Here is a 24,851-nt window from a genome sequence, read left to right on the forward strand (position 1 = left end):
ATCTCTTATCACTTGAATCTTATCGCTCGAACAATGTAACACAGTTGCGCCCTTCCGCCTTGGACTGATACAGTGCATCGTCACCCAGCTTGTAGATATCCTCCTCACGCAGACCGTCCACCAGCACGGCGGCTACGCCGATAGAGACGGTAATTCTTCCGTATTCCGGACTTAGGTCATGTTGTATCCCCAGCTCCGCAACGCTTCGTCTGATCAATTCGGCGAACACACGGGACTCTGGAGGGGTAAGTCCGGCGGCCACAATGCCGAATTCTTCACCACCCAACCGGAACGCGGTTCCATCCGCCTGTTCAGCCAGCTCCTTCAGTACCCCGCCGATTCTGCGCAGTACCGTATCGCCTTCATAATGTCCGTAGGTATCATTGAATTTTTTGAAATAATCAATATCCAGCATCAGGTAGGTTAAATACCGTTTGCCTGCAGCAGCCTTGTCCACCTCATCCAGGAACAGCTTATTGAAGTATCTGCGGTTGTACAGCCCGGTTAATTCATCGGTGATCGAGATCTTTTCAATCAGTCCGATATATTTGCTCAGCTCCCCGTTGTTGAACTCCAGCTCCTTCGTCCGCTCGGCTACCAGTTCCTCCAGATGCTCCTTGTGGCGCCGCAGCTCCTCCTCCGCCTTCTTCCGCTCGGTAATATCCTTGATCGTTCCCTGAATCGCCGGCTTATCCTGATACATAATCCGGACAACCTTGTGAATGACGATAACTTCATGCGACTTATCCTTATGCAAAAGCCTAGTCTCATACTCTTCCGGTGCCTGCTTGCCCTCGACTCGTCTGGCATAATAATGCATCACCTTCTCCCGCTCCGGCGGCGTAACGAAATTCCCGAAGGGCTGCTCCAGCATCCCGCCCGGTTCATAGCCCAGCATCTGCTCCAGCGCCTCATTAACATAGACACACCGCATATCCTGGACCACGAACACCCCGTCCTGCAGGTTGTTGACCAATTGGCGGTATTTCTCCTCAGAGCGCTCAAGCTCGTTATACAGACTGGCATTCTCAAGCGAGAAGACCATCTCTCTGGACAGCAGATTGATAATCTTCATCCGTTCCTCGGTGAATACGCCGGTCACCAGATTATTCTCCAGATAGATGATCGCAATCGTCTTATTCTGGTTAATCAGCGGCATGCAGACCATCGATTTCGGCTGCTGCCTCACAATATAAGGATCATTCACGAATGGAGTCTCGGAATAGGCATCATTGTAGATCAGACTCTCCCGGCTCTCCTCGACCGCTCTGATGATCGCAGCAGGCAGATTGTCCAGCTGATGCGACTCATGAATCGCCACAGAGATCCGGTCTGTGTCCGCTTTATATTCTCCTTCGACCAACAGATTGGCCTTGGAGCTCATCAGGATACAGCCCCGCTGCGCCCCGGCATTCTTGATCACAATCTCCATCAGCGCTTCCAGCAGGTGGTTCAGCTCAATTTCTTTGGAGATGGCCTGTGAAGCCAGAATGATGGAATTCAGATCAATGCTCTCAGTATAATCGGTCACCGTCCTGCCGTGCATGAACTCCTTGGTGCTGATTTTCTGGTCCAGAGCAGGGTATCGATCCTTGATGAACACGATCTTCTCCTTGGCGCCCCAGACCGAATAATAGTATTCGGATTGTCTGAGCAGATAGGCGGCGAACTCGTTGAAGCCCTTGTCCATATAGTACCGGGCCGCCAGCTCGTTGCAGAGTGCCTTATAGCGGACGAAGCTTCCCTGCTCGCTGGCCTCAATCGCCAGATCATAATAATAGCCTGCTCGCGTGCTGTTCCCGGAGATCCGGGCCCATTCGGCCCTCATCAGATATTCATGCTGGCGGAAGGTTCCCGGTGCATTGCTGGCCCATTTGCGTACCCGGCCGAGCTCCTTGCGCATTTTGGACCTGGCCTTCCGCTTGCCGTTCACACCCAAATCCTTGTAAGCATAAGCGAGATTCAGGAAGGTGTAGAGCGCGAATTCTTCCATAAAAGCCGAACCGGCCAGCGTCCCGATAATCGGATAGGCCCGCTCGATATACTCCAGCGCTTCATCATGCTTCTCGTAGAGAAACAGCAGCTTCATTTTGTAAATATAATAGATCGCAATTCCCGAGTAATACCTCGCTTCCTGCAATTCGTGCAGATAGACCTCTTCACTGAAGGCTTCATTGTTGAAAGAGGTGCGGTCCGGCAGCTCTCCGGCAAGACTGAGGTAATACTGGCGGGCCAGCTGCGCTGTGGCAAGCGACTCCCTGTACTTCGTGTTCTCGATCATAGAGATCGTTCGTTCACTTTCCTGAAGCAAAGCCGGGATGTCCATCGACGGATTCCAGAGATTCACATAGAAGGCGGAATGGGCCAGATAGAGCAGATCGCCTGTCCGCAGACTGGCTTCAATGGAGGTGCCGAACCAGTCCTGTAACGTATCCCAAGGCTCGGTCCAGGCATGGCTGAACAGCGTATACAGGACATGCGCCGCGCCTTTCCATTGCAGATCATTGAATTTGTCATTAATTCTGATCCCGAGACGTCCATAAGCGAAGGCCCCCCGGGTATCGCCGAAGCCGGACAAGAGCATGGCATAGCCGATAAAAGCGAGCGCCGACTCCGGGGAGTTGCCGTATTTCAGCGTCAAGCCCACCTTCTTCAGCACCACCAGACCAAACAGTGAGGTCTCCCCGGAGATAAATGCAGGCGGTATAAAGTTAATCAGCAGCCGCATAACCAGCTTCATCTCCGGGTCCTGCATCTCCGGCAGTGCAAAAATCGTCTCCGGCGTTCTCCCCCGCAGCGCAGCCTTAATGACCAGCAGCTCCTTAAGGACGGCGGGCATTCCAACCTTAGCCGGAATCTTAATTCCGAGCGCCTTCAGCCCCCGTCTCCCTGAAGCAATCGACTCGGGCATCATACCGAGGTACATATAATGATTGGTCTGCATCTCATAGATTTCCGCAATAGCCATCCGCTCCGTAGTTTGCTCCAGCAGCAGACGGCAAGCCTGGTCCCCCTGACCGATATGATGAGTGAGATAGCTGCATTCCGCATACAGCCTGTAGATCTCCGCCGCCTGCCCCGGGTCTGTACTCCAGATCTGCTCCGGGAGCAATTCCATTGCCGCTTCAAGCAGTAAGAAGGCCGAATCATACCCGTATCCTGCTTTGGCCTTATAGGCTGCCCTCAGATTCAGAGCGACGATCTCACGCGCCTCCGAGCTATCGGTGATTAACTCCAGCCCTTTATTAATATGGGTGGCGATATCGACCAGCTTGTCCTCGATCTCCTCCTCTCCAAGATTCCGCAGCAGCAGCCGGCCGATACTAAGATGAAGTCTCTTCCCCCGTTCAGGATCAAGCAGCTGGTAGAAGGCCTGCTGAATCCGGTCATGGGCGAATTTCAGCCGGATGCCTACCTGCGCAGCCTCGCGGCCGGATTCAGCAAGTGTAGCCGAGAATATAGCGTACTTGTGGTCGGCAGGGACGATATATTCTTCCTGGACCGCCCGGGTAACCGCAGCCGCAATCACCTCCGGCGCTTCTTCTCCAATCAGCGTCAGCATCCCGTAATCGAACACACTGCCGGCCGCCGAGCTGAGCATCAGAATATGGCGGACCTCCTCCGGCAGATGCTGCAGCTGTCCAACCAGGAAATCCACCACACTGTCGTGGACCGGCAGCGCCTCCAGCTCCTCCAGGCTCCAGCTCCATTCCCCGTTCCGCTTATCGAAGTAGATAATCCCGCGCCGGTGAAGATCCTTCAGCATTTCCGTCAGGAAAAAGGAATTCCCCTTGGACCGCTTATATAACCGACCGGTAATTCCTTCAACGCGTTCCATGCTGCTATATAGCGTGTCCGCTACAAGGCTTTGTACATCTGTCTCTTGCAGCGGCTGAAGATGAATACGTCCAACCTCACGGTTTTTGCCGATCTTAACCATCGCGGCGAACAAGGGATGACCTTCATGGATCTCATTCTGCCGGAAGGAGCAGATTACAAACATCCGCTGCAAATGGTTATCCAGCATCAGCTTCTCCACCAGCTGCAGGCTGGAATAATCCGCCCACTGGACATCATCCAGGAAGAGAACCAGCGGCCGGTCCGGATACGTTATGGCCTGCACGAACTTGGCAAAGGTCAGGAAGAACCGGTTCGTCTCCTCAGCCGGACTCAGCGGTTCCGGCTCTGGCTGAATCCCGATCCAGGTAGCAAGCTCAGGGATCAATCCCGTAATTACACCGCCGTTGCCGCCAAGCAATCGGGTAAGCGAACGGCTAATCTCACGCTTATACTCCTCATCCGGGCCCTCCAGCAGCTGGCTGACCAGCCTGCGGAAAGCCTGAATGAGCGCACTGTACGGAATATTCTTATTGTACTGGTCGAACTTCCCTTCAGCGAACAGCCCCTTCTCCCGGCTGATCGTCCGGTGCAGCTCATGGACCAGCGCGGTTTTGCCAGCACCTGCATCACCGGAGACCAGCATAACCTGTGAACTCCCGTTAACGCTGCTGCGGAAGGCCGCCTCCAGGGTGGACAGCTCCTGCTGTCTGCCGACTATTTTTTGCGGAATGCGGAAGGTGTTCAGGAGGTCCTCCGTTCCAATCACGAAATCCGCCTGCCCGGCCAGGCATCTCTTCAGATCGGCCTTAATGCCGTGAGCGCTGCGGTACCGGTCCTCCGACGACTTCTCCATCAGCTTCATAATGACCGCCGACAAGCCCCTGCTGACCCTGCCTCCGGTTGCATTGTAAGGAGAGACGGCTTCCTTCGCAATAATGGAATAGATCTGCTCCAGCATCTCGAACGATGGATACGGCATAAGGCCGGTCATCATCTCGTACAGGACGACACCCAGTGAATAGTAGTCACTCCGGTAATCAATATTCCGGTTCATCCGGCCGGTCTGTTCCGGTGAGATGTACAGCAGACTGCCCTCCAGCACGCCGCTGTTCTGGAAATCCCGTCTCTCCTTGGACAGCTTCACTGCAAGGTCGAAATCAATCACCTGAACAATATCCCGCTCCCGGTTCCAGATGATATTCGACGGCTTGATATCCTTATGGATCACGTTCTGCTCATGTATGGAGCCGAGAATATCCACAACCTTGACCGCCAGTCTCAGTAAATCCTCTTCCCCCGGCTGCTCCTCCGCCAGAATCCGCTTCAGCGAACGTCCGGCAATATCCTCAAGAACCATGACATAGAGGCCGTTCTGCTCCTCGAGCCTCAGGGGACGGATAACCCCTTCTGTGGTGGTGCTAAGCTCAGTAAGCAGCTTATATTCCTGCTTGAAGCGCATCACCGCTTCGGTTCCGGCAAACTCGGATTTCAACACCTTGAGAATGACCGTTTCCGCAGAGGAAGCCTCCGCGCACCGGTATACGGCTTTTATAGGATTATCTGAAATGGTCTCCAGGACCTGATAATGGTCATTAGCAATCATTGTACTCCACCTTTAGCCTTGTTCTCCCGTAACTTCAATATCGGCATCGAATTTAAATACATAGGCAGCGATCAGCCAGATAATCCAGCAATTCAGCCCAAAGAACAGATAACCGAAATAGCCCAGAACCGGCATCTCGGAGAAAATATGAAATTTGTCCAGATAAGGCACCGAGTATTTCCAGTAATTCGGATTGGTAGGGGCATCGTCATGGAACCACTCACTGCCAAAGTTCCAGAACTCCCAGAAGAAGCCGTTGAACAGCGTAGCCAGCCCTACCAGAATCACCTTGGACCAGTCTCCGTTCTTCACCGGGGTGAAGGGGGTCCAGTAACCGGCAAGCGCCATCGCTGCGGACAGCATTGGAACCAGCGCAACCCACAGCACCCAGAACAGCAGGTACGGATAATAGCCCATGCCGAAGGCCAGGATCAGCCCCAGAATATAATAGATGATCAGCCACAAGCGTGATATCCTCAGCTTAGGCCCATGGCTGTAACGGTTGCGGAACAGACGGAAGGTCTTGAGGAGTAAGTACCATTCGAAGATGGCCGGAAGGACAGTGGTATAAGATAAGGAGAACCAGAACACATTGCCGAAGTTAGAGAACACTTCATTATTAGGGTAATACCAATTCTCCAGGACGAAGAAATTCAGGTATTCAAAAGCAAACCAGCTGAAGCAGGACACCACCGCCAGCAGCTGCATCACCCGGGGCTTGCGCGAGATGATCGAGGCTCCATGATTTCTCCGGTAGACCAGCCCGTCCAGAATCAGAATAAAGGACCACCAGAGGGGAACAAACGTGTAATGCTCCAGTGAGATAAACAGCTTCACCCGGGCCCACATCAGGAACCAGCTAAGCGCAAACACCGGCAGGCTCCACCAGAACCAGACAGGGAAAGGGGTGGCCGCCCCCGCCTTCCGGGGTGCCTCCTCCGTCTTCTTGAAGCCGAACCATCCGGGGAATACCAGGACCAGTGTGATGATCAGGGCCACGACGCAGGCGAGCGAGAAATAGAGCAGGCTGAACCCGGGGTCAGCTTCGACCTTCTGAGCAGGGAAATCCCCATAACCGGGCGGCATCCCCTTCCATTTCGCCAGACTGCCGAGTAACGGAAGCAGAAAGATAAGTCCGAAGGTAACGATCAAGAATGCTGTCTTTTTCCATGTTTTCATTGTGCAAAACCCCGCTTATGTATGTAGTTGAAAAGTCGAAATTTGTTGATAATCGCTAATATTCGATAACACTCCAGTTTATTCCTGCCGGACGCACACAAAAAAATGCCCCACCGTCCACTTCCATGACGTATGGAGCATCTGTGCGGGGCAGCAGAACCCATTATCCCTTCAAATCCAGCTTCATGCTTAGTGAACGTATCCCGTGCTCTTCTTCCTCTTCACCAAGCGATACGAATCCCTGGGAGGCATAGAAGCCAGTAGAATTCGGGGAAGAGTTCACCGTGATCTGCGTGCTCCCTCCCGTCCTCATCCGGTTAACCGCATGCCACAGCAGGGTCTTGCCGATCCCGGTGCCCTTATACGCATTCTTCACGAACAACAGCGAAATATGCTGATGAATTTGCAGCTCTATAATTCCTGTAACCTCTTGTCCGTTAAGCGCAATGTAGATCTCGTGATCCTCCTGCATGCGCTTCGCAATGGCGGCAAGCTCAATGTACCTGTAGAATTCTATAACACCCTGCGCCGAATAATTGGCGGCAATATGTATATCAAACGCCTCCCGGATCAAGGGGGTGATCCGCTTCTCCTCGCCCGGCAATAACTGTCTGATTGCTGTCATACGGCCATTCTCCTTTAGTGTGACTGGTTGCTATAACTCTCTAAGGATAGCATAATTCAGGTAAATTTGCCCATTAATAGTTGCAGGTGTCCACTGGATTCCGGCGAATTCTATCTTATTAAATCCATAAAATCTACTTAAATGAATGATATGCCTAACACTGCAACCAGTACTCCTGAATATAGTGATGTATCTTATATAAAAGGAGGGGTTATATTGTCACAGCCTAATCTGCCCAATATCACGCCAACGATCACTTTATCGCGAGACGATGTGCTTAACCTGCTATTTTCTTCCATTGCAATGGAAGAGTTGGGCTTAGCTCATATTATTAATGCCCAAGGGGAAAACATCCAATTTGCCTTGGGTACACTTCCGGGGAGCACACCTGCTACGTTGGGTGAGGTTCTTCAGATTAACAGTAGTGCTCAGTCGATGCTCGATTCCGTATTCCGCACCGAAATGATGCTGGATTCAAAACTCACCTCCGCTTCTGATATTCCTTCATTAGTCGGACCCACAGGAGCCACGGGGGTAACCGGCGCTGCCGGTGCAGTAAATAGCGTCAATGGATTGACGGGCGATGTTGTGTTGAGTACAGAGGCTGGTGTCTTTCCGATCAGTAACGATGAACTATCAACCCAAGATTTGAACCAATTAATCACTGCTGGGGTGTATAGCTCGGGAAATCCAAATGGAGTAGGCCCGGAAAATGGCCCGCTAGGAGTTGATCATCCTCCTTCATGGACGATTTACGTTTCCCAGGTAGGACCTTATATCCAGCAGTTGTACATTTCCAACCTGGCAATATATTACCGCAGCAGTCCAGACAGTGGCCAGGGCTGGTCAGATTGGCAAGAAATCGGTGCTCGCGGGCCAACTGGAACCACTGGCGTCACTGGAGCCACCGGAGCCACTAGTGTCACCGGAGCTACCGGAGCTACCGGCCTCACTGGGGAGACCGGGGTTACGGGGGCTACTGGCGTCACCGGGGCTACTGGTTTGACAGGGGCTACCGGCCTCACCGGGGAGACAGGGGTTACCGGGGCTACCGGCCTCACCGGAGCCACTGGCGTCACCGGGGAGACTGGCCTCACTGGAGCTACCGGTGACACCGGGGCTACTGGTTTAACTGGGGCTACCGGCGTCACTGGGGAGACCGGGGTTACGGGGGCTACCGGCATTACTGGCGCTACCGGTGTCACTGGGGAGACCGGCGCCACTGGAGCCACCGGCCTCACTGGCGCTACTGGTTTGACAGGGGCTACCGGCCTCACCGGGGAGACAGGGGCTACCGGGGCTACCGGCCTCACCGGAGCCACTGGCGTCACCGGGGCTACTGGCGTCACCGGAGAGACCGGCGTCACTGGAGCTACTGGTTTGACAGGGGCCACTGGCGTCACTGGAGCTACCGGCGTTACGGGGGCTACCGGTGTCACCGGGCCTATTATTGTAACTAACAATGCGATGTTTGAGCCCGCAACGGCTACAGTATCTTCGACCTTAACACCTATTGTATTTCAAGAAATATTTATTAATGGCAGCGGAATTCAACTTGGCGTGCCGCCAAGCAATATCACGGTGTTCCCAAACAGCTTATATTATGTTTCGTTTACCATAACTATTGCGCTCTCTGCAGAAACAAACAATGTAACCAGTTCTGAAATTATAGTTAGATTGAACGGTAATGTCCAGCCTATAACGATTACCGGACAAAAAAATGGCGGGACCGGAGCTACTGTGTATTTCTCTCTGGAAGGAAGTGGTTTTCTTCAGACCGGCGCAACTGACAATACCATGACTCTCGATGCTAGTTATACTCTAAGCGCCGGTACGGGAACTTATGTTACGGATCGGTCCAACCTGAGTATTATCAGGTTCGGTTAAACGAACAGATTCCGCTTTTTGCAGAAGATTAAGGGATGAACAAGGGGGCAAGAGCCCCCTGCCCATTTTGTAGTAAAGGAGGGGATCACTTGTCAAGTCCGAACCTGCCCAATATCACCCCAACGATATCCATATCGCGGGACGATGTGATCAGTCTATTATTTTCCTCTATTGCCATGGAGGAATTAGGACTGGCGCATATTCTCAATGCTGAAGGAGAGAAGATTCAGTTTGCGGTCGGCACCCTTCCGGGAACCACTCCCGCTACACTTGCCGAGTTAAATCAGGTCAGTGACAGTACTCAAGCCATGTTAAAAAAAATTATCCGCCATGAAATGATGCTGGAATCCAAGCTGCAGACAGCTGCAGACATTCAACCGGTTGTTGGTCCTGCTGGATCTGCCGGAGCTCCTGGAGCAGAGGGTGGAGCACTTAGTGTCAATGGGTTAACCGGAGATGTGGTGCTCGGCGTAACAGCCGGTGTTTTTCCAATCAGCAATGATGAACCATCGACCAACGATCTAAATGAATTTAGGACTGCTGGCGTATACAGCAGCTCGGGAACCCCCGCCGATCCGGCTGGCCCAGTGAATGGTCCTCCAGGAGTCGCACACCCTTCGGTATGGACGATTTATGTCTCACGTGTTGGTGATTATGTACAACAGCTGTATTTTTCCGATTCGGCTTTATACTATCGCAGCAGTCAGAATGGCGGGGTGACTTATCCCGACGGGTGGATCCCAGTTGGAGTGCAAGGTGTAACCGGGGTGACTGGGCCTGGTGTAACCGGAGCAACCGGCGTCACTGGCAACATAGGAGTGACGGGTGCCACGGGCATGACGGGCGCAACCTTAGACACAGGTGCCACGGGGATCACCGGCGCCACTGGCCTGACCGGTGCTACCGGCGTGACCGGTGCCACTGGAATCACTGGCGCAACCGGCGTCACTGGCGCGACGGGCGTAACCGGTGCTACCGGACTTACCGGTGACGTGACTGGCATGACGGGCTTGACGGGCTTGACGGGTGCCACAGGTCTAACGGGGGCTACCGGGGCTACCGGTGAAGTCACGGGCATGACGGGCGCGACCGGGCTTACCGGTGAGGTGACTGGCATGACGGGCTTGACGGGTGTGACGGGTGCTACGGGTGTAACTGGCGCTACCGGGCTTACCGGTGAGGTCACAGGCATGACGGGCGCGACCGGGGTAACTGGCGCAACAGGCGTGACAGGCGCGACAGGTTCAACCGGTGAGGTCACGGGTATGACGGGCTTAACCGGGCTTACCGGCGTGACAGGCGTAACCGGCGCGACAGGCGTAACCGGTGAGACGGGCCCGACGGGCCCCGTGGCCAACAATGCCAGTTTTCATCCTTCGGGTCCAGTAACAGCAACGCCTACAAATATTACATTTATACAAAATTTTAATAATGGCTCAGGTATCTCCCTTGTGAACAGCGGCCAAGGTATTCAATTGCAACCCAATAGCTTCTACTTCGTTTCTTTTAGTTTGAGAATTCGGATATCCAATGGGAGTATCCCCGTTGTTGCATCTCAAATATTGGTTTATCTCGACGGCGTTCAACAAAATATAAGTACTGGTACGCAGAGAAATGCAGGTGGCGCTGGTTTAGCCGCGTTCACCCAGGAATCCAGCGGTTTAATCCAGACTGGCGCCGGCCCTAATCCAACGTTAACCTTGACGGCTTCTATCACTCTTGCTTCAGGCACAGCCGAGTTTAATCCCCCAACTTGGTCAAATTTGAGCATTTATCAGGTCCTGTAATTCAAAGGTAATAAGGCAAGAGCTATAAAAGCTGATGTCCTTATGGTAACTCTCCTTTTCAAAAGCGGCTTAGGATATGTCGTTTCTTCCCCTGGAAGGACGGCGTATCCTTTTTTGCATGGCCTCGTAACCGCAGCATAAACGCAACATTTCAAATTTGTAACCTGATTCCTGATACGCTTACATCCTGTTCTATGTTTTAATTGTAATAATGTTATGTACTTCATGTAATTATATGCGGGGTGTATGGATGCAGCGATTTATGATAGGCCAATATGGAGGATTTGATTACGGCAAGTTCCACAAGGATTTCAAAGCCGAATTCTATGGAATCGAGGCTTGTTCTTTCCCCTCCGATGAAGATTGTCAGACGCTGATTGAAGCAGCACAAAAGCACAGATTCCACACAGGAGTCCATTATCCGCTCCGCGCCAATCCTGCCAGACTAAGAGATGCCCTGTTTCTCTCACCGGATGATTATGAGCGTTCTGAAGCGTTCCGGCAGATTCAGGAAGAGCTGGATTATATGGTGAAGTTACGCCCGGACTACGTATTATTTCATTATCCGAAGCCAGTCATCTTAGATTCACGGGTGGACTGGAGTACTTGGCGATTTGCTGACCGGAGGGAATATATCCATGAGGTTGACCTTTCTCTGAATGAACTGATACAGCACAGTAAATATCTCTTTGAATGGCTTAGCCGGAAGGGCCGGGAGTACCGGTTCCAACCTATTTTGGAGTTCGACGGACTGAACAGTTACGTTTACCAGCATGATTTTCTGGAACAGCTCTTGCTTGCCTATCCGGATATTAAGCTATGTCTGGATACCGGCCGATTGTATCAGCAGGATAAGCTTGACCCTAATTTCGATGCCCGTGCCCTTCTGAGAAAATACACCAAGTATGCGGCATTGATCCATCTGTCGAATGTTCAGATTAACGAAGCCATCCAGCACGGCCATTACCCGGTCCTACCGGAACTAAACACCGGGGAGGGCTGGGCCCCGATCGAGGACTATCTGAGCATCATCCGTGAGGAGAACAGCGAAGTGAAAATCATGTTCGAGCATCGCTCAGGCCTCATCTCCGCGCAGGATCTGAACCGGTGTTATGCTTGGGTAGATCATATCCTCAACGGAGTCCCCGAGAATCCACCGGCTTCGCCAGCACGATGAAGGCACAGCCCGCCCCGAATATTTGTGAATGTGCAGGCACATGATACAATGTGACCGTAATGTGGTGTTTGTCCCATGATTAACTTTAGAGGAGTGAAGACTGTGGCAATCAATGTGTACCTGAATTTCAATGGCAATACCCGAGAGGCTGTAGAATATTACGCTGAAGTGTTCGGGACCGAACCTCCGCATATCATGACCTTCGGCGAGGCTCCGCCAGATCCGTCCCATCCTGTACCGGAAGAAGCCAAACACCTCGTCATGCACGCCAATCTGATGATTGCCGGCAGCCCGGTCATGTTCTCTGACGTATTCCCCGGCATGCCGTTCACGGAAGGGAATAATATCAGCCTAACGGTGACGGATACAGATGAAGAGAAGATTCGTCTCTGGTTCAATAAACTCAAAGAAGGCGGCACTGTACACATGGAACTGCAGCAGACCTTCTGGAGTAAGGCCTACGGGAACCTGAAGGACAAATTCGGTATCCACTGGCAGCTCAGCCATGACAATGGCCAGAACGGCTGAAGCCCTTAGGGAATTTCCTTTTCACAAAAGTGACTCAGGATATGACGGTTCTTCCCCTGGAAGGACCGCATATCCTTTTTTGTATGGCTTCATAACCGCAGCCTAACCGTAACATTTCAAAGTTGTAACCTGATTTTTAATGCGCTTACATCCTGTTCTATGTTTTAATTGTAATAACGTTATGTACTTCATCCTACTGTAAAGGAGACTAACCTATGGAAATTTCCTCATTTTTGCTGCCCAAGGATCAGGTTGCGTACATTACCTCCTCGATCTCCATGCGGGAAGCGCTGGAACAGCTGGAGAATCATTATTATTCGGCCATTCCGATTATTGACGATGCCGGTAAATATGTTGGGACCTTGTCGGAGGGCGATCTGCTATGGAAGCTGAAGAACACCGACGGTCTAAGCTTCGCGAATATGAACGAGGTGACCGTCGGCACCATTCAGCGTCATGTGCATAACGAGAGCGTCGAGATCCACGCGCAGATGGAGGATATGCTGACCCTGGCAGCAGACCAGAACTTCGTTCCGGTAGTGGACGACAGCGGAATCTTCCTCGGTATCATCCGCCGCAAGGACATCATCGAGTATTACACACGCAATATTACGGATTAGCCTCATACCGCCGCTTACGTGGGCGAGGGATTCATCCGCAGCAACAGCAAAGGCAGGGCTGTCCTCTGGAGGGCGCCCTGCCTTTGTTCGAGCCGGAAGTCTATATAATTTCGAACACATTAGTTAACCGGGTCAGCTCAAAAATCTTCCGTACATTGTCATTGAGCCCCGTCAGCCTGATGGTGCCGCCAGACTCTGCACATTTCTTGTAAGAGCTGACAATCACTCCAAGTCCGGTACTGTCTATGAACTGGCAGGCTCCAAAATCAAGCAGGAAGCGGGAATGGCCCTCAAGAATATACCCCCGTACTGTTTCTCTGAAATGACCGGCTTCCTCAACTGAGAACAGCTCCGGCATCTCTATGATCATCTCACTCAAGCTACTCACCCCTGATTTTAAATTTCTCTACCAGAATCTCCAATTCATTAGCCATGGCGCTGATCTCCTGGGCGGAGGCGGCAAAATTATTGACCGTTGCCGCCTGCTCTTCCGTAGCACTGGATACATTCTCCGTATTCGCTGCCGCGAGCTCCGAGATCGTGCCCATGGAATCAATAAGCTTGATGATCTGGTCTGAGGTAGCTACTTCATCTCTGGTAATATCCAGAATCTCATGCACATTATCCGTAATCATCTCAACGGACTCTATGATATGGACGAATGCGCGGTCCGTTTCATTCACAATGCTCACGCCACTCTCTACTGCCTCGGCAGCGCCTCTCATCGAATCTACGGCCCGGGTGATCCGCGAGATCATATCGTTGACCAGATCCGTAATCTCACCGGCATTGGTGTGGGTCTCATCCGACAGCTTCCGGACTTCACCGGCCACAACACTGAAGCCCCGGCCATTCTCCCCTGCTCTCGCGGCTTCTATTGCCGCATTCAGCGCCAGCAGATTCGTCTGCTCGGCAACCTTATTGATGGTACCGGTAATTGCGGATATCTTCTCCGACAACCCGCTGACCGTATACAATAATGCTTCCGTCTCTTTGGTGCTGCTGTGAATCGTATTCATTGCTTCCACGGTATGAATGACTCTGGCTCTGCCTTCCTGCGCTGCCTGATGGGTATTGTCCGCATTACCGGAGGTAGCCGAAGCCTTGCTCTGCGCCAGCTGCACCAGACTGGAGAGCTGCACGAGCACCTGGGAAGCATTGAGGACCGACTGGTTATTGTTCTCTGCACCGGATGCAATCTCCTGGGTACTGGAGCTGATCTCCTGGATAGAGGCGCTGATCTCCTCCGAAGATGCCGCCATCTCCTCAGACATGGAGGTTAGGGACAGGGAGCCCGCCCTCACCTTCTCAATAATCGCTTCCTGCTTGTCAATCATTGCGTTGAACGATTCACTCAGCATTTGCAGCTCATCCCCGGATTGAATGGATGTATGAACCGTCAGATCACCGTCACCGGCCAAGCCCATCGCTCTCTCCAGCTTCAGGATCGGATTTACAATATTCCGGGTGGTGAAGAAGTACGCTGCCAGCATAGCAACGGCGATACAGACCAGGATAAGGATCAGCGTAGAGTTACGGATTTCAACCGCCGGAGCCATGTAATCCTGCACATTTGCCGTTGTGGCTACAACCCAATGGCCTGCGGGCTGAAAAGAAACATATTTATGTACGCCTTCATAGGTGTAAAAGCCATGTGCGCTTTCTCCCGCCTTCATCCGCTGGACCAGCGCACTTAATTCAGCATTGCTGCCGCTGTCCAGATTCTCCTTCAGGACCTTGTCCTGCTCCGGATGCGAGACGATGAGGCCGGTACGGTCAATCATATATCCGTATCCATGCTCTCCAATCTTCACCTCTGTCACCGGTGAGGCGATATTCTCAAACAAGGCGGTTCCGATCAGCACGCCTGTAATCTGATCCTTCACCCGCAGCGGTCTGGCGATCGCTACGATGTATTGATTGGTCTCCCGTGACAGGATAACCTCACTGACTGCGTCCTTGCCCTGCAGCGCTTCCTGATAGTATGCACGGTCCTTCACATCAGCCCCGGGCGCCTCAGAGCTGCTGGTCATCAGCACCCTGCCGTTTGTATCTGCGATAATCAGCGATTCCAATAGCTTGGCGTTATCTTTCTGTACACCGGAAATATAATTAAACGCTGAGCTTTTGAGGGAGCCCACAGACGGATTCCCGGCAAAATCGGCCAATACGCTATTCTTGCTGGCGATCCCCAGATTCATGCCAACCGCTTCAAGCTCGGCATCCACCGCTTTCGCAGCAGAAGTAGTGGTTCCGCTTAATTCCTCTTCAATTGTATTCTGTAAGGCACCGGATGCCAGCTGGTAGGATACGTAGCCGGATATGCCCAGCGGGATACTGATAATCAGAAATAACAGGATGCTCATTTTAACTTTTAGACTTAATTTCACTGGACTCTCCCCTTATTGTGTCTATGAGGAACAGATACTCTTGCTGATGTACATCGTATGTTGTATCATCTCTGCACTGTCCGAGAAGCAGCGGATCAGATACAAGCCCCGGCCCCCTTCATCCATCAATTCATGGTTCCCGATAGCCTCGGGGAACACCACCTTGCCGTCCCCGGCCCCCGAATCCTCAATCTGAAGCTTAAGCAGCTGATCCATAAGCAGATAACGGATGGTAATCGGTTTGCTGCAATCGCTGAGGTTCCCGTGATAATAGGCATTGGTTACCGCTTCGATCAGAATCAGGCGGATATCAAAAGCATAGGCTTCGAGGTCAAGCTCCTGAATGATGCCGTCAATGATCATCTGATGATGCTCCAGACCGTGAAGCATCACTTCCTTATGAATAGCTTCCATGACTCACTCCTTAAAGGTTCTGTAATCGCTCCTTTGCTGATGCTCCTGCTTGACACTCTACCTCCTCATTACAGCAGAGCAATCCCCGTCCGTCATTTGATATTCAGACTGAGCCAGGTGCAGTCATCCTGCAGAGCAGCCCCGGCAAACCTCTCCAGAAGATAACCGTGCTCCCGCCCGAGTTCTTCCGTGCCGAACAGCAGCTCCATTCCGTCACTATAGAAGCAAAAACGGTCCCCGGACTCAAACGGGATGGTTTTCTCCTCAAATTCACTGCTCTCAAACATGCCGAGCGGAGCCCCCTTAACGGTGATCCTCTCTATGCCCCTGTCCCGGGGGACATAGAGAAATTCATTAATCCCGGCTCCGGCAGCCTTGAGCCGTCCTGTCTTGAAGTCGAACAGGAAGCAGCAGCCCGCGACATAATCCTCACCCAGATGCAGCAGCGCTTTGGAATTCAGATCGTTCAGCACCTGCAGGGGGTCCTGTGTACAGGACAGGCTGTCCATGAACAGTACCCGCAGGGCCGAGATATTCAGCGCGGCCGTAATCCCCTTACCGGTTACATCCCCGATGAAGCCGATGACCTGCTCTTCATTCACTTTATGGAAGATGAAGAAATCACCGCTTAAGGTTCTGGCCGGAATATAGAGCTTCTCCAGAACCGCCTTGCTGAAGAGCGGAAAGGATACCTCATGCCGGTGCTCCTGAAGCCGGACCGCCCGCTCCATTTCCCTCTTGCTCTCAGTGATATCCCTGAACACCAGCTGCAGCGCCTTGGTCTCGTCATAAATAACCGGTACGCCGGAAATTTCAAGATCAAAGATGCGGTTGTCCTGCCGCCGGATCAGCCGCTGCTCAATGCGGAAGCGTTCTTTCAGCTGGCCTGTGGTCTTCAGCTTGTTATGCTCCGCACTCTGAAAGTACACCTCATTGAAGAAATCCTCGATTCTCCTGCCGATCAGCTCCTGCTTCGGATTGCCGAACATCCGTTCAGTCTGCTTATTGGCGAACAGGATTGTCCCCCCGCTGTAGACCAGAATGGGCTCCGGGCAGAGCTCGACCAGATCCCTGTACCGCTCCTCGCTTTCTCTGAGACGCTGCTCCGAGCGGACCCGTTCGCTGATATCGTGAATTACGGTGTATACGCAATTCTTGCCGAGCATCGTCATCATGCCGGTATGAACCTCCACATCGATGGGCTCCCCGCCGGCCAGGATATGCCGGTCGATGAATACACGGTTCTTCCCGTCCGCACCTTCAGGCAGCGCCTTCTCAACAAACTCCTGAACTCCCGAAGTCCGGTCAGCTGCCAGATCACAGATCCGGAGCTGCCTGAATTGCCGGATGCTGTAGCCGTAGAACTCGCAGGCGGCCCGGTTGGCATCAGTAATTCCGCCACTCTCCGGGTCCACCAGCAACGTAATGAGATGATTGTTCTCATAGATGCAGCCATAATGCTCCATACACTGCGCCGGACTGGGGGAGCGATGCAAATTCTTACACGGTTTAACAGTTGCCATTGCACAAGCCTCTATTCTGTTCAGCTTTTAAAGTCCTCCCATTATAGTCAATAAAATAGACTCAAGCCGTGAATTCCGACACAGTTAGACAGAAAAACCCGGTCTGCGGCATGAAAACATGACCACAGTCCGGGTTAAACCTTACAATCTTCATTAATTTATCTGGCTGAAGCTTAGAGCTTTACAGCTCTGTCAAAATAATCGTGCCCTGCGGGGTGACCGCCAGTGTATGCTCATACTGGGCCGACAGACCTCCGTCAATGGTCCGCGCAGTCCACCCGTCGGCATCTACCTTGGTCCGGTAGCTGCCGGTATTGAGCATGGGCTCGATGGTGAACACCATGCCTTCCTTAATCCGCGGGCCTTTGCCGGCCGGGCCGTAATGAGGCACTTCAGGCGCTTCATGCATCTCGGAGCCAATCCCATGGCCGATGAAGTCCCGGACGACGGAGTAGCCGTTAGATTCGGCATAGACCTGGATAGCATGCGCTACGTCGCCTATACGGTTGCCGGCTACAGCCTGCTCGATGCCTTTGAACAGAGATTCCTTGGTTGTCGCCAGCAGCTTCTCCGCCTGCTCGCTAATTGTACCCACCCCGTAGGACCAGGCCGAATCCGCCAGCCAGCCGTTCAGGTTGACTACCATATCAATCGTTACAATATCTCCATCCTTCAGCTCCTCATGCTTAGGGAAGCCATGACAGATGACATCATTCACAGATGCGCAGGTGGCATACGGGTAACCGTGATAGCCTTTTTGCTCCGGGGTTGCTCCTTGGGAGAGGATGAACTTCTCGGCAAACTGGTCGATCTCCCAGGTCGTAATTCCCGGCTTGATCAACCCGGCAATCTGCCGGTGGCATTCCGCCAGTATTTTACCGGCTGCCCGCATCTTCTCAATCTCTTCCATCGATTTCATAATGATCATTCAATTCGCCTCTTCTGTACAGAATCCATTACTCACTATATATAATGGCTCTTGGTTATAATGGGGTATTACTACTCTATATTATGAAAGAAAACCGCCGAAAATCCAAATAAACAAACAAAATAAACCTGTCTCCCGCAAAAACACCAGAAAACAGGCTCATGATTTGCATTCCCGTGAAGGCTAATCTGTACAAGTTATTGTTAACTACGGCATATGCAGACCGCCAGGCATCAGCCGTTAGTCGTGGAAATTGAGCCCCGAAGTAACCGCCTTGACATACCCGCTGCGGATCACATAATCGCCGAAGTGCTCACCGGCAATGCGCTCTCTGGCATAACCATGAATAATCGGCCCGAGGGTGTCCAGTATCTCCCGCTCGTCAATGTTCTCCTTGTACAGCTTGTTCAGCCGGTCTCCCGTAAAGCCAGCGCCCAGGTACATATTATATCTGCCCGGACCTTTTCCGATAAAAGCAATCTCGCCGAGCGCCGGTCTGGCACAGCCGTTAGGGCAGCCGGTCATACGGATGATAATCTCTTCATTGCGCAGCCCGGCTTCATCTATGATAACCTCCAGCTTATCGAGCAGGTGCGGCAAATATCGCTCCGCCTCCGCCATAGCCAGCCCGCAGGTCGGCAGGGCTACACAGGACAACGCACTTCTGCGCAGTGCAGAATGATGGGCACCGTCCGTCAGACCGTATTGCTTGGCAAGCTCCGTAATCTTGCGCTTCTTCGCCTGGGTCACACCGCCGATAATCAGATTTTGGTTTGGGGTCAGCCGAAAGTCTCCGCTGTGAATCTTGGCGATCTCGCGCAAGCCGGTCATCAGCGGGTAGCCCTCCTGATCCTGAATCCGTCCGCTCTGGATATAGAGCGTCAGGTTCCATTTGCCGTCCATCCCCTTCACCCAGCCGTACCGGTCGCCATTATGATCGAAATGATAGTCGCGCGCCGGCTCCAGCGTCCAGCCCAGCCGTTCGTGCAGCTCTCCCTTGAACCACTCCAGCCCGTGCCGGTCGATCGTGTACTTGAAGCGGGCATTCTTACGGACCGAACGATTGCCGTAATCCCGCTGGATCGTAACCGTCTTCTCCGCCAGATCAATCATCTGCTCCGGACGGCAGAAGCCGATGATCCGGCCCAATTGGGGATACGTATTCGTATCGCCGTGCGTCATTCCCATGCCACCGCCAACCGAGACATTGAAGCCGGCCAGCTTGCCGTCCTCCAGAATGGCGATGAAGCCCAGATCCTGGGAGAATACATCTACATCATTGGAAGGAGGCACCGCCAGGCCAATTTTGAATTTGCGGGGGAGATAGACCGGACCATAGATCGGCTCAACCACCTTACTGTCCACGACTTTTTCCCCGTCCAGCCAGATCTCATGATACGCGCGGGTACGCGGGGCAAGATGATCGCTAATTTTGTTGGCCCACTCTTGAACCTCGGCATGAACCTCCGACTGATACGGGTTCGGACCACTCATCACATTACGATTCACGTCACCGCAGGCCGCAAGTGTAGTCATCAGAGTGTCGTTGACCGTTCTGATCGTCTTCTTGAGGTTCCACTTCAGCACCCCATGCATCTGAAAAGCCTGCCGCGTCGTCAGGCGCAGTGTCCCATTGCCGTACTTATGGGCCAGCTCATCCATGACAAGCCACTGTGCCGCAGACGCCACACCGCCGGGCGCTACTATCCGCAGCATGAACTGGAAAGCCGGTTCCAGCTTGGAGCGTTCCCGCTCACTGCGCAGATCGCGGTCATCCTGCATGTAGCTGCCGTGGAATTTCAGCAGCCGGTTGTCATCCTCCGGCAGACCTCCTGTAATCGGATTGCTGAGGGTCTCTACTAGCGCCCCCCGCAGATAATTGCTCTCCAGCTTAATATGTTCAACATCACTCGGCGGTCCGCCAATCGGCTTCACCACTGGTTCATTGTTTGCCATTGCTGATTCTCTCCTCTTCCGCTTAAGTCCCGCTTAATAGACATCCCGCTGGTAACGTTGCTCCTGCTGAAGCGTCTCCAGATAGTCGGCAGCCGCTTCCGGGCTTAGTCCGCCTTCCTCCTGGATCACTGTAAGCAGTGCGGAATGCACATCATGAGCCATATGCTTCTCATCGCCACACACATAGACATGTGCCCCTTCCTGCAGCCAGCGGTACACTTCCTTACTCTGCTCCAGAATACGGTGCTGTACGTATACCTTCTCTTCTGTGTCGCGGGAGAAGGCCACATCCAGCCTGCTGAGGACACCGTCCTTCAGCATCCGCTGCCAGTCCGTCTGATAGAGGAAGTCTGTAACGAAATGACGGTCGCCATAGAACAGCCAGGTTGGCCCCTCTGCACCCTGCTCTTCACGCTCCTCCAGGAAGGAACGGAACGGGGCAACGCCTGTACCCGGACCGATCATAATGACCGGTACACTGGAATCAGCAGGCAGCTTGAAGTTTGGATTGTTCTGGATATATACCGGCAAGGTGGCACCCGGCTGTACACGCTCAGCACAGTGTACCGAACAGACGCCGTAACGCTCACGGCCATGTGACTCATAACGCACAGCCCGCACCGTGAAGTGTACTTCATCCGGGTTGGCATTGTAGCTGCTGGCAATGGAATAGAGCCGGGCCGGAAGCTTGCGCAGGATGGTCACGAAGAGACTGGCCGGAGCCTCCCAGGGTCCGTAGTCTTGAATAAGATCCAGCAGATCCCGGCCCTGGATATACTCCTTCAGCTCCTGCTGCCGCTCAGGGGCCAGCAGTTCCTTAAGGGCAGGTGCGGAGGTAAGCCCGGCAGCCTGTTCCAGGAGGGGCTTGGTCAGCACCGTAATTTCGTAATGCCGCAGCAGCGCCTCCTGCAGCGTGCCTTCTTCCCCCTTCTTGTTCAGCGGAACACGTTCATTCGCATCCAAGCCCATAGCGGCAATGATATCTTCCACAAGCTGCGGGTGATTCTCGGGATAGACACCAAGAGAATCCCCCGGCTCAAAGGTAATATTCGATCCGGCAAGCGACAGCTCCAGATGGCGGGTCTCGCGGTCTGAGCCGCGGCCATTCAGATTCAGATTCTCCAGTACTTCGGCATGGAAAGGATGATTTCGTGAATAGGCGGATTCCAGCGACTCTGCGCTCTCCGCAGCCTGAACCGCTGCATCCGCAATTCCTGCAGCATTCTGCGCACCGTTAAGCGCGCTGATGACCTGGCCGAACCACTCAGCCACCGGCTCATCATAATCGAGGTCGCAATCTACACGCGGGCTGAGACGCTGTGCGCCCAGCTCTTCCAGCTTCTGATCGAAGTCTTTGCCGGTCTGGCAGAAGAATTCATAGGAGGTATCGCCCAGCGCGAGTACCGAGAAGCGCAAGCCTGGAAGCTGCGGCGCTCTTTTGCTGTAGAGGAATTCATGGAAGGCACGGGCATTATCCGGCGGTTCCCCTTCGCCATGGGTGCTGACCAGCAGCAGCAGGTTCTCTGTCTTCTTCAGTCCATTCGGCTTGAAGCTGTTCATCGCGGACACCGTGACCTTGAAGCCCTGCTCCTCCAGCTTGCGGGAGAGGCTCACCGCCAGCCTCTGGCAGTTGCCGGTCTGGGAGCCGAACAATACGGTCACTTCACGCGATGCTTGCTGCGAAGCGGCTGTTGCCGGCTCTGCTACTACTGCTGGAGCAGCGGGGGATACGGCCTGAACGCCTGATCCCTGGTTACCCTGCAGCGACAGGGCAGATAAGTACCCGCTTAACCATACCTGCTGTGAAGGTGTCAGCGTGGGCAGAAGCTGATTCAGCAGCTCTGCCTGGTTCTCATTAAAAGGACTGTTTGTAACTTGTAGTTGCAACAATATCGACCTCTCCTTAGCGTGCAATCTTCTTTCCTCTTAATATCATGAACTCAGGCTAACACAATACCGGCAATCGATCAACGAATCTTATAACAGGAATCATGTTCTTTAAAAGGTAAATACTTGCATAAAATGCACAAAACCCGGCTAAATCATAGTAAAATGCTCTGATTTAGCCGGGTTCATTACTAATTATGATAAGTTGCATTAGATAAAATGATAGACCGGAGACGTCTTTGCCTGCCATTTATAATAGTCTGCGGGTGGCTCTGTGCCGGAAATGGTCCACAAACAGGTAGATTAGAATGAGAAGGCCCCCGGCATTGATCGCCAGATCGGCCAGATTCATAATCCCGCCACGATTCCCGAAGGCCAGGAAATCTGTCACCTGGTGGTAAACTGCCCGGTCGATGGCATTGCCGATTGCCCCGCCGACCAGGAAGCCGCTGGCTGCTTCGAGCAGGGGGCCGCGGATTTTGCCCTGACGCCGGTAATAGAAGATTGCTGCTACAAAAATCACAGCCACAATCGCAAAATACTTCCCGAACCCCTGGAATGAACTGAAGGCCGCGCCGCTGTTCTCATAGTATATAAACCGCAAATGCGGCGTCCAGGAAGGAAGCATCTCCCCAAGCTCCATATGGGTACGCACTATCCACTTGGTCGCCTGATCTAGCATCAGGACGAGGACAGCTATCAGATAAAAAAGCATCGGCAGTTCCCCTATCTTCTCTAGTTGTTCAACTCATGATCAGGGTCATAGTCATAGTCAAGGCCGTGGTCAAGGTCACTGTTTGTCACAGAATCAGTCTACCACATTCATCTCGATACTTACAAAAATATAGCCGGACCATCCCATCAGGGACAGTCCGGCCGTTATTGGTTAGATGATTCCGTATCATTCAGCTGCTGCGGGATGTGCTGGGTTCCAAACCCTGCCTACCACAGGCATGGTTAACATTCGTTGGCTTCGCTTACCAGGCGTACGCTTCCGGTGCCGGCTTGCCCGGTCCCGGGAAGATCTCGTCCAGCTTCTTCAGCGTGGCCTCATCCAGCGTAATCTCGGTCACCCGCAGGGAGTCCTCGAACTGCTCCATCGTACGCGGCCCGATAATCGGTGCGGTCACAGCCGGATTCGCCAGTACCCAGGCCAGAGCGACCTGATCTTCATGCTCGCCCAGCTCCTTGCAGAGCGCGGAGAACTGCTCCAGCTGGCTGCGGTGCTGCTCCAGCTTGGCCGAACGGGCGCTGCGCACCCCGGTCTTGGCGAGCGCATTGCGTCCCAGCAGGCCTCCGGCCAGCGGACTCCACGGAATGACACCCAGGCCCAGCTCCTGTGAGGCTGGCAGCACTTCAAGCTCCGGCGTCCGTTCCAGCAGGTTGTAGAGATGCTGCTCGGAGACAAGACCTAGGAAATGGCGCTCTTTCGCCTTCGCCTGGGCAGCAGCAATATGCCAGCCTGCGAAGTTGCTGGAGCCGATATAGTCGGCTTTGCCCTGGGACACCAGGATCTCGAAGGCGCCCCACAGCTCGTCCCACGATACGTTCCGGTCGATATGATGCATCTGATATAGTTCAATATGATCGGTCTGCAGGCGCCGCAGCGAGCCTTCGAAATGCCGTCTGATCTTGTAGGCAGACAAGCCTGAGCCGGAATTGGGACCGTCCTGCTCGTCAAACATGTCATTGTAGACCTTGGTGGCCAGCACTACCTTCTCACGCCGTCCGCCGCCCTGCTGAAACCAGCGGCCGATAATTTCCTCTGTCCAGCCCCGCCGGTCCTGGCCGCCGTACACATTCGCCGTATCGAAGAAATTAATTCCCGCATCCAGGGCCGCATCCATAATTCTGAAGGCTTCCTTCTCCTCCGTCTCCGGTCCGAAATTCATCGTCCCCAGACACAACTGGCTGACCTTTAACCCCGATTTACCCAAATAACTGTACTTCATCGCAATTCCTCCCTTTCACTCCTGCTAGATTGGCTGCTTCATATTCACTATAACCCTTAGAGTCCACTCTAAAGCAAGTTTTCCTGGCAACAGAACTAAATCACCTTAGCGGATACATAAGCTACTGCTTCACGCCAGCACATTGTGTTCGGTTTTCCGACCATATCCGGCCCACACGCCTCCGTCACTCCCAATGTAGTCGGTTTTTCGATTACATTCGGCCCACACGCTTCCGTCACGCCCAATGTAATCGGTTTTCCGATTACATTTAGACCACGTGCCTCCACCCGGTCCATTGTAATCGGTTTTCCGATTACATTCGGCACATACGCTGGCACAGCAGCAAATGTATGCTGTTTCCCACATACATTCGGCCACGCGCCTTCCTCCAAGCACATTGTGGGTTTTTTCGCATACATTTAGCCCCGTCCCCTTGTTCGCCCTTTCACTTCCCATCGTCCCCTTCCCCCACCTGGGAGAACACCTCAACCTACAAAAAAACAAGCCCCCCGAAAGAGACTTGTTCCGCTATAACTTTAATCAATCCTATTATTG

18 protein-coding genes are annotated in these 24,851 nt (G+C 53.1%); 5 read left to right on the plus strand and 13 right to left on the minus strand.

Annotation, left to right across the window (positions count from 1 at the left end; genetic code table 11):
* Positions 1-19 precede the first annotated feature (19 nt).
* The 3 genes from MKX51_RS18590 to MKX51_RS18600 form a co-directional block, all read right to left on the minus strand.
* Positions 20-5,443 carry a diguanylate cyclase gene (locus MKX51_RS18590; RefSeq protein ID WP_340993420.1) on the minus strand — a complete coding sequence of 1,808 codons (5,424 nt, stop codon included), beginning with the start codon at positions 5,441-5,443 and terminating at the stop codon, positions 20-22.
* 12 nt (positions 5,444-5,455) lie between these two features.
* Positions 5,456-6,622, minus strand: a complete 1,167-nt coding sequence (locus tag MKX51_RS18595) for a small-conductance mechanosensitive channel (protein WP_340993421.1) — start codon at positions 6,620-6,622, stop codon at positions 5,456-5,458.
* Positions 6,623-6,785: 163 nt separating this feature from the next.
* Positions 6,786-7,247 carry a GNAT family N-acetyltransferase gene (locus tag MKX51_RS18600; RefSeq protein WP_340993422.1) on the minus strand — a complete coding sequence of 154 codons (462 nt, stop codon included), beginning with the start codon at positions 7,245-7,247 and terminating at the stop codon, positions 6,786-6,788.
* Between the two features lie 216 nt (positions 7,248-7,463).
* Here MKX51_RS18600 and MKX51_RS18605 point away from each other — a divergent pair, with 216 nt between their 5' ends.
* From MKX51_RS18605 to MKX51_RS18625, 5 genes are all read left to right on the plus strand, one after another.
* On the plus strand, positions 7,464-9,134 hold the full coding sequence (locus tag MKX51_RS18605) for a beta strand repeat-containing protein (RefSeq protein ID WP_340993423.1): 1,671 nt from the start codon (positions 7,464-7,466) through the stop codon (positions 9,132-9,134).
* Between the two features lie 89 nt (positions 9,135-9,223).
* Entirely contained in the window at positions 9,224-10,921 is a 1,698-nt protein-coding gene (locus tag MKX51_RS18610) for a hypothetical protein (protein ID WP_340993424.1), read from the plus strand.
* Between the two features lie 250 nt (positions 10,922-11,171).
* Positions 11,172-12,098 carry a TIM barrel protein gene (locus MKX51_RS18615; RefSeq protein ID WP_340993425.1) on the plus strand — a complete coding sequence of 309 codons (927 nt, stop codon included), beginning with the start codon at positions 11,172-11,174 and terminating at the stop codon, positions 12,096-12,098.
* A 102-nt stretch (positions 12,099-12,200) separates the two neighbouring features.
* Positions 12,201-12,626, plus strand: a complete 426-nt coding sequence (locus tag MKX51_RS18620) for a VOC family protein (protein ID WP_340993426.1) — start codon at positions 12,201-12,203, stop codon at positions 12,624-12,626.
* Positions 12,627-12,841: 215 nt separating this feature from the next.
* Positions 12,842-13,246: a CBS domain-containing protein gene (locus MKX51_RS18625; protein ID WP_036733033.1), complete on the plus strand. Its 405-nt coding sequence runs from the start codon at positions 12,842-12,844 to the stop codon at positions 13,244-13,246.
* Positions 13,247-13,346: 100 nt separating this feature from the next.
* On the opposite strand, the gene MKX51_RS18630 is transcribed toward MKX51_RS18625, so the two are convergent.
* The 10 genes from MKX51_RS18630 to MKX51_RS18675 form a co-directional block, all read right to left on the minus strand.
* On the minus strand, positions 13,347-13,616 hold the full coding sequence (locus MKX51_RS18630) for an STAS domain-containing protein (RefSeq protein ID WP_340995640.1): 270 nt from the start codon (positions 13,614-13,616) through the stop codon (positions 13,347-13,349).
* A 10-nt stretch (positions 13,617-13,626) separates the two neighbouring features.
* The gene (locus MKX51_RS18635) at positions 13,627-15,636 is read right to left on the minus strand and encodes a methyl-accepting chemotaxis protein (protein ID WP_340993427.1); all 2,010 of its coding nucleotides are present in this window, start codon (positions 15,634-15,636) and stop codon (positions 13,627-13,629) included.
* 21 nt (positions 15,637-15,657) lie between these two features.
* On the minus strand, positions 15,658-16,050 hold the full coding sequence (locus MKX51_RS18640) for an ATP-binding protein (RefSeq protein WP_340993428.1): 393 nt from the start codon (positions 16,048-16,050) through the stop codon (positions 15,658-15,660).
* A gap of 92 nt (positions 16,051-16,142) precedes the next feature.
* The gene (locus MKX51_RS18645; RefSeq protein ID WP_340993429.1) at positions 16,143-17,573 is read right to left on the minus strand and encodes a SpoIIE family protein phosphatase; all 1,431 of its coding nucleotides are present in this window, start codon (positions 17,571-17,573) and stop codon (positions 16,143-16,145) included.
* 181 nt (positions 17,574-17,754) lie between these two features.
* Positions 17,755-18,501 (minus strand): type I methionyl aminopeptidase, encoded by a 747-nt coding sequence (gene map / locus MKX51_RS18650; protein ID WP_036733023.1) that lies wholly within the window; start codon positions 18,499-18,501, stop codon positions 17,755-17,757.
* A 240-nt stretch (positions 18,502-18,741) separates the two neighbouring features.
* The gene (gene cysI / locus MKX51_RS18655; RefSeq protein WP_340993430.1) at positions 18,742-20,457 is read right to left on the minus strand and encodes an assimilatory sulfite reductase (NADPH) hemoprotein subunit; all 1,716 of its coding nucleotides are present in this window, start codon (positions 20,455-20,457) and stop codon (positions 18,742-18,744) included.
* Between the two features lie 33 nt (positions 20,458-20,490).
* A complete protein-coding gene (locus MKX51_RS18660; RefSeq protein ID WP_340995642.1) occupies positions 20,491-22,344 on the minus strand; it encodes an assimilatory sulfite reductase (NADPH) flavoprotein subunit in 1,854 nt (617 codons plus the stop codon).
* Positions 22,345-22,594: 250 nt separating this feature from the next.
* Positions 22,595-23,059 carry a signal peptidase II gene (gene lspA, locus MKX51_RS18665; protein WP_340993431.1) on the minus strand — a complete coding sequence of 155 codons (465 nt, stop codon included), beginning with the start codon at positions 23,057-23,059 and terminating at the stop codon, positions 22,595-22,597.
* A gap of 262 nt (positions 23,060-23,321) precedes the next feature.
* Complete coding sequence (locus tag MKX51_RS18670) at positions 23,322-24,296, minus strand: aldo/keto reductase (protein ID WP_340752967.1); 975 nt, start codon at positions 24,294-24,296, stop codon at positions 23,322-23,324.
* Positions 24,297-24,391: 95 nt separating this feature from the next.
* Positions 24,392-24,715: a hypothetical protein gene (locus MKX51_RS18675; protein WP_340993432.1), complete on the minus strand. Its 324-nt coding sequence runs from the start codon at positions 24,713-24,715 to the stop codon at positions 24,392-24,394.
* Positions 24,716-24,851 lie beyond the last annotated feature (136 nt).

Source organism: Paenibacillus sp. FSL M7-0420 (genome assembly GCF_038002345.1).
Classification (GTDB): domain Bacteria; phylum Bacillota; class Bacilli; order Paenibacillales; family Paenibacillaceae; genus Paenibacillus_AQ.